Origin of the sequence: Streptomyces sp. 13-12-16, from assembly GCF_002114215.1 — a bacterium.
In the GTDB taxonomy this organism is placed as follows: Bacteria; Actinomycetota; Actinomycetes; order Streptomycetales; family Streptomycetaceae; genus Streptomyces.
In genome coordinates, this window is sequence record NZ_NCTE01000357.1 from 1 (window position 1) to 6,437 (window position 6,437).

8 protein-coding genes and 1 pseudogene are annotated in these 6,437 nt (G+C 70.0%); 5 read left to right on the plus strand and 4 right to left on the minus strand.

Features of this window, described 5'->3' with window-relative positions:
• The 5 genes and pseudogenes from B7767_RS15050 to B7767_RS15070 form a co-directional block, all read left to right on the plus strand.
• Nucleotides 1-195, plus strand: a pseudogene (locus tag B7767_RS15050) (dihydropteroate synthase); the annotation flags it as partial.
• The gene (locus B7767_RS15055) at nt 192-695 is read left to right on the plus strand and encodes a nuclear transport factor 2 family protein (RefSeq protein ID WP_085572637.1); all 504 of its coding nucleotides are present in this window, start codon (nt 192-194) and stop codon (nt 693-695) included. The pseudogene B7767_RS15050 and the gene B7767_RS15055, both read left to right, overlap by 4 nt.
• Nucleotides 696-945: 250 nt before the next feature.
• Entirely contained in the window at nt 946-1,305 is a 360-nt protein-coding gene (gene folB / locus B7767_RS15060; protein ID WP_085572638.1) for a dihydroneopterin aldolase, read from the plus strand.
• Nucleotides 1,302-1,913: a 2-amino-4-hydroxy-6-hydroxymethyldihydropteridine diphosphokinase gene (folK, locus tag B7767_RS15065; RefSeq protein ID WP_085572639.1), complete on the plus strand. Its 612-nt coding sequence runs from the start codon at nt 1,302-1,304 to the stop codon at nt 1,911-1,913. The genes folB and folK overlap by 4 nt, the downstream gene beginning before the upstream one ends.
• A gap of 60 nt (nt 1,914-1,973) precedes the next feature.
• Nucleotides 1,974-2,462, plus strand: coding sequence for a DUF3180 domain-containing protein (locus tag B7767_RS15070; RefSeq protein WP_085572640.1), 489 nt, complete (start codon nt 1,974-1,976; stop codon nt 2,460-2,462).
• Nucleotides 2,463-2,580: 118 nt separating this feature from the next.
• Here B7767_RS15070 and folE read toward each other — a convergent pair whose 3' ends face one another.
• The 4 genes from folE to B7767_RS15090 form a co-directional block, all read right to left on the minus strand.
• Entirely contained in the window at nt 2,581-3,186 is a 606-nt protein-coding gene (gene folE / locus B7767_RS15075; protein WP_073936730.1) for a GTP cyclohydrolase I FolE, read from the minus strand.
• A gap of 142 nt (nt 3,187-3,328) precedes the next feature.
• The gene (gene ftsH / locus B7767_RS15080) at nt 3,329-5,368 is read right to left on the minus strand and encodes an ATP-dependent zinc metalloprotease FtsH (RefSeq protein ID WP_085572641.1); all 2,040 of its coding nucleotides are present in this window, start codon (nt 5,366-5,368) and stop codon (nt 3,329-3,331) included.
• Nucleotides 5,369-5,555: 187 nt separating this feature from the next.
• Nucleotides 5,556-6,116, minus strand: a complete 561-nt coding sequence (gene hpt / locus B7767_RS15085) for a hypoxanthine phosphoribosyltransferase (protein WP_030863364.1) — start codon at nt 6,114-6,116, stop codon at nt 5,556-5,558.
• 68 nt (nt 6,117-6,184) lie between these two features.
• Nucleotides 6,185-6,437: TilS substrate-binding domain-containing protein (locus B7767_RS15090; protein ID WP_179167154.1), on the minus strand; the 253-nt coding region annotated here is incomplete at its 5' end.

The window sequence follows — 6,437 nt, forward strand, 5'->3', positions numbered from 1 at the left end:
CCCGCGCGGGAGCGCGACGCGGCCACCGCCGCCGTCTCCGCCCTCGCCGCGCAGGCCGGCGCCTGGGCGGTCCGCGTGCACGAGGTACGCGCCACCGCGGACGCCGTACGGGTCACCCGCGCCATAGCGCAGGCGCGCACGGCGGACGCCACATCCCCCGAACCCGGCGCGCACGGCACAGAAGGAGCCCGGTGAGCGCACCCCACACCGATGTCGAGCACGTCGAGGCCGCCAACACCGCCTTCTACGAGGCGCTCGAAAGGGGCGACTTCGAAGAGGTCGCGTCGCTCTGGCTGACCCCCGGCGACCTCGGCGTCGACGAGTCGTACCACGACCCCGCGGACACCGGCGTGGTCTCCTGCGTGCACCCCGGCTGGCCCGTGCTCACCGGACGCGGCGAGGTGCTCAGGTCGTACGCCCTGATCATGGCGAACACCGATTACATCCAGTTCTTCCTCACCGACACGCATGTCTCCGTCACCGGCGACACCGCCCTGGTGACGTGCACCGAGAACATCCTCAGCGGCGGTCCCGCCCCCGAGGCCGGCGAGGAGCTCGGCCCCCTGGTCGGCCAGCTCGTCGTCGCCACCAACGTGTTCCGGCGTACCCCGTCCGGCTGGAAGCTCTGGTCCCACCACGCCTCTCCGGTCCTCGCCGAGGACGAGGACGCCGAGGACGACGACACTCCGGCCTGAGCGGGTAGACGGACCTCATGGCCCGTCGTCCCCTCACCGGAAGTGGTGGGAATCACGACGGGGCGGGCAGGGGCGGCCACCACTCCGTGAGCCTCCGCCCTCCCCGGGGGAAACGGGCGGTGAAATCCCCGGCCCCCGCACCCCCGGGCCACCGGGGCTGTCGGTGTCCGCGGGTAGATTCGAGTGCAGGCCGGTGTGCCGTCCGCACAGGCACCGACCGGCCGGACCGACGACTGCAGGAGTGATTCGTGTGGATCGTGTCGCGCTGCGCGGCCTGAAGGCCCGCGGGCACCACGGTGTGTTCCCGAAGGAACGCGAGGAGGGCCAGACCTTCATCGTGGACCTCGTCCTCGGCCTGGACACCCGGCCGGCCGCGGCCGACGACGACCTGACGAGGACCGTGCACTACGGCATCGTGGCCGAGGAGGTCGTGGCGGTCGTCCAGGGCGAGCCGCTCAACCTCATCGAGACGCTCGCCGAGCACATCGCCCAGGTCTGTCTGAAGCACGACGTGGTGCAGGAGGTCGAGGTGTGCGTCCACAAGCCGGACGCGCCGATCACCGTGCCCTTCGACGACGTGACCGTCACCATCACCCGGAGCCGCGTATGACCAGGCCGTCCACCCAGGGCCAGACCGACCCGACCGTTCAGCCCGTCCCCGCCTCCGTGGTCGAGCGGGTCGACGCCGCCGACACCACCCTGCACAATCCGAAACGGGCCGTGGTCTCCCTCGGCGCCAACCTCGGCAACCGCCTGGAGACCCTCCAGGGGGCCGTGGACGCCCTGGAGGACACCCCGGGCATCCGGGTCAAGGCCGTCTCCCCCGTGTACGAGACGGAGCCGTGGGGCGTCGAGCCCGGCAGCCAGCCCTCGTACTTCAACGCGGTGGTGGTGCTGAAGACCACCCTGCCCCCGTCCTCCCTGCTGGAGCGGGCGCACGCGGTCGAGGAGGCCTTCCACCGGGTCCGGGACGAGCGCTGGGGCCCGCGCACCCTGGACGTGGACATCGTCTCCTACGCGGATCTCCGCTCCGACGACCCGCGGCTCACGCTCCCGCACCCGCGCGCCCACGAGCGCGCCTTCGTGCTCGCCCCCTGGCACGACGTCGACCCCGGGGCGGAGCTGCCCGGCCGCGGCCCGGTCACCGATCTCCTCGGCGCGGTCACCCGTGAGGGCGTCACGCCCCGCGCGGACCTGGAACTCCGGCTGCCGGAGTAGCCGTTAAGGTCGACACGACCACATTCCGGGGCACCGTCCGGGGGAACGCGAAGGGACACCGTGAAAGAGCTGCGCATCAGGGTGCTGGCAGGCGTCTTCGTCGTGGCCGGGATCCTGTCCTGGGCCGGCGCCCGCCTCTGGAACTCCCTGGGGACCCTTCCGAGCGTGCCCGTGGCCGCGCCCATCGTCCTCGCCCTGATCGCGGTGGTCATCGCGGCCACCGCGCTGTCCATCCGCGCCCGCCTCAAGGCCCAGCGCGAGCGGCAGGCCGACGCCAAGGGCGTCGACCCCCTGATGGCCGCCCGCGCGGTCGTGTTCGGGCAGGCCAGCGCCCTGGTGGCCGCGCTCGTCGCCGGCATGTACGGCGGCACGGGCGTCTTCCTGCTGGAGTCCCTGGACATCCCCGCCCGCCGTGACCAGGCCATCTACGCCGGCTTCTCGGTCCTGGCGGGCATCGGCGTCATAGCGGCGGCCATCTTCCTGGAGCGCGTCTGCAAGCTCCCGGAGGACGACGACACCCACGGCCCGGGCACGGCACCGGCGGCGTAAGACGCGCCCACGGCGGCCCGGAGCCCCGGGCACCCCCGCGCCGGCCCGGAGCCCGAAGCACACCCGCACCGACACGGAGCCTCAGGCACACCCGTGTCGGCGCACGGCGTGCGGCGCGTCAGCGCGCCATGATCAGGCTCATCGCCTCGTTGCGCGTCGTCGCGTCCCGCAGCTGACCGCGCACGGCCGAGGTGAGGGTCTTCGCACCGGGCTTGCGGATGCCCCGCATCGACATGCACATGTGTTCGCACTCCACGACCACGATCACCCCGCGCGGCTCCAGGATCTCCATCAGGGAGTCCGCGATCTGCGTGGTGAGTCGTTCCTGCACCTGCGGGCGACGGGCATAGACGTCCACCAGCCGGGCCAGCTTGGACAGCCCCGTGATCTTCCCGCTGGTGGCCGGGATGTACCCGACGTGCGCCACACCCCGGAACGGCACCAGATGGTGCTCACAGGTCGAGTACACCTCGATGTCCTTGACCAGCACCATCTCGTCATGACCGAGGTCGAACGTCGTCGTCAGCACGTCCTCGGGCTTCTGCCACAGCCCCGCGAATATCTCCCGGTACGCCCGCGCCACCCGCGCCGGTGTCTCCAGCAGACCCTCCCGGTCGGGGTCCTCGCCGACGGCGATCAGAAGCTCACGTACGGCGTTCCGGGCCCGCTTCTCGTCGAACTCGCCGATGGTGGCCATGCCGTCCAGCGTCACGGGGTCGGTCATGTGGGTGCCTCGTTCCTGTGCCTTCGCGCGTGAGGGGCACGCGTCTCAACTGCGGGTACGCAAAATGCCGCGCCCCCCAGGCTAGAACCAGGGGGGCGCGGCATCCATTCCGGGCCCGTTGGGGCCACCGGGAGCCTCGAAATCAGCTCTCGGGGCGTTCCTCCGGGGTCCGCTCCGGCGCCGGGGCGGGGTCCGCCGCGGTGCTCTTGACGGTGGTGATGGCCGGCGTCGCGCCGTTCGCTCCGTTCGTCAGGGCCAGCTCCTTGGGGGAGAGGACCGGCGGACGGGTGGACGGCGTACGGCGGGAGGAGCCGGTCCAGGCGGGCCTGGGCGGGCGCTTGACGATCGGCGCGAAGATCTCGGCGATCTCCTCCTTGCCCAGCGTCTCCCGCTCCAGGAGGGCCAGGACCAGGTTGTCGAGGACGTCACGGTTCTCGACGAGGATCTCCCACGCCTCGTTGTGCGCGGTCTCGATGAGCTTCTTGACCTCTTCGTCGACCAGCGCGGCGACCTCTTCCGAGTAGTCGCGCTGGTGAGCCATCTCACGTCCGAGGAACGGCTCGGAGTTGTCGCCGCCGAACTTGATGGCGCCGAGCCGCTCGGTCATGCCGTACTGCGTGACCATCGCACGGGCCACACCGGTGGCCTTCTCGATGTCGTTGGCGGCACCGGTGGTCGGGTCGTGGAAGACGAGCTCCTCGGCCGCGCGGCCGCCCAGCATGTAGGCGAGCTGGTCCAGCATCTCGTTGCGCGTGGTCGAGTACTTGTCCTCGTCCGGGAGCACCATCGTGTAGCCGAGGGCACGGCCTCTGGAGAGGATCGTGATCTTGTGGACGGGGTCGGAGTTCGGGGAGGCCGCCGCCACCAGGGCGTGTCCGCCCTCGTGGTACGCGGTGATCTTCTTCTCCTTGTCCGACATGATCCGGGTCCGCTTCTGCGGGCCCGCGACCACACGGTCGATCGCCTCGTCCAGCATCTTGTTGTCGATCAGCTTCTGATCGCTGCGCGCGGTCAGCAGCGCGGCCTCGTTCAGCACGTTGGCCAGGTCGGCACCGGTCATGCCGGGGGTGCGGCGGGCGACGGCCGACAGGTCGACGTCCGGGGCGACCGGCTTGCCCTTCTGGTGCACCTTGAGGATCTCGAGGCGGCCCTGCATGTCCGGGCGGTCGACCGCGATCTGGCGGTCGAAGCGGCCGGGCCGCAGCAGCGCCGGGTCGAGGATGTCGGGCCGGTTCGTCGCGGCGATGAGGATCACGCCGCCCTTGACGTCGAAGCCGTCCATCTCGACGAGGAGCTGGTTCAGGGTCTGCTCACGCTCGTCGTGACCACCGCCGAGGCCGGCGCCGCGGTGGCGGCCGACCGCGTCGATCTCGTCGACGAAGACGATCGCGGGGGCGTTGGCCTTGGCCTGCTCGAACAGGTCACGGACCCGGGAGGCACCGACACCGACGAACATCTCGACGAAGTCGGAACCGGAGATCGAGTAGAACGGCACGCCGGCCTCGCCCGCGACGGCACGCGCGAGCAGGGTCTTACCGGTACCGGGCGGGCCGTAGAGCAGGACACCCTTGGGGATCTTCGCCCCGACGGCCTGGAACTTCGCCGGCTCCTGCAGGAACTCCTTGATCTCGTGGAGCTCCTCCACCGCCTCGTCCGATCCCGCGACGTCGGCGAACGTCGTCTTCGGGGTGTCCTTGGTGATGAGCTTCGCCTTGGACTTGCCGAAGTTCATGACGCGGGAGCCGCCGCCCTGCATCTGGTTCATCAGGAACAGGAAGACGACCACGATGAGGACGAAGGGCAGCAGGGACAGCAGAATGCTCACGAACGCGTTCTGCTTGGACGGCGAAACCGTGTAGCCGTCCGGGATCTGGTTGTTCTGGAACTTGTCCTGCAGCGTGCTGGCGATGGTGACGCCCTGGTCGCCGATGTAGCTCGCCTGGATCTTCGAGCTGTCCTTGACCTCGACGCCGTCCTTGAGCTGGACCTTGATGATCTGCTCGTCGCCGGTGGTCAGCTTGGCCGACTCGACCTTGTTCTCATTGATCGCCTGGACGACCTCGCCGGTGTCCACCGTCTTGTAGCCGCCGGACGAGCCGACGACCTGCATCAACACGACCACGGCGAGGACGGCCAGCACGATCCACATGACCGGCCCACGGAAGTATCGCTTCACGTCCATCCATACGGAGCGGTGCCGCCCCGTCCCTCCTGCCATAGTGAGTTTGATAAAGGCTGTTCTTCGGACGGTACCCCAGCTTTGTCCCCCGAAGCTGCGGGGGACAGCCGGCAATCGCGTCCACGCATGCTCCAACGCCGCGGAGCCCGCCGGGGTTCCCGATCACGTACGGCGGGCCCGGCCCCGGGGTTCAGCCGCCGTAGACGTGAGGCGCGAGCGTACCGACGAACGGGAGGTTGCGGTACTTCTCGGCGTAGTCGAGGCCGTAGCCGACGACGAACTCGTTGGGAATGTCGAAGCCGACCCATTCCACGTCGATGGCGACCTTGGCGGCATCGGGCTTGCGCAGCAGCGTGCACACCTTGAGGGAGGCGGGCTCGCGCGAGCCGAGGTTGGAGATCAGCCAGGACAGGGTCAGTCCGGAGTCGATGATGTCCTCGACGATCAGGACGTGCCGACCCTTGATGTCGGTGTCGAGGTCCTTGAGGATCCGCACCACACCGGAGGACTGGGTGCCCGCCCCGTACGAGGACACGGCCATCCAGTCCATCGTGACGGGGGTGGACAGCGCCCGCGCGAGGTCGGCCATCACCATCACCGCGCCCTTGAGCACGCCGACGATCAGCAGGTCCTTGCCCGCGTACTCCGCGTCGATCTTCGCGGCCAGCTCCGCCAGCTTGGCGTCGATCTCTTCCTTGGTGATGAGTACCTTCTCGAGGTCGGCACCCATGTCTTTCGCGTCCACCCGCATCACTTTCGGTCGTCCCACCGGCCGGTCCGGTCCGTCCCGCGACTCGTACGGGTCGGTGGGGTCCGGATTCAGCCCTGCCGAATCACCAGTCTGCCACCCTGCCGGCGGGCCACGACCCGGCCGGGGAGATTGATGGCCCCCTGACCGCGCCAGCCGGTGATCAGCCGGTCGACTTCCTCGATGTGGCGGGCGAACAGCGAACCGGCCGGCGCGCCGGCCTCGATGGCGGCGCGGCGCAGCACACGGCGGCGTACGGCGGGCGGCAGGTCGTGCAGCGCGGCACACTCCAGGCGGCCGTCGGCGTCGCGGACGCCGGCCTCG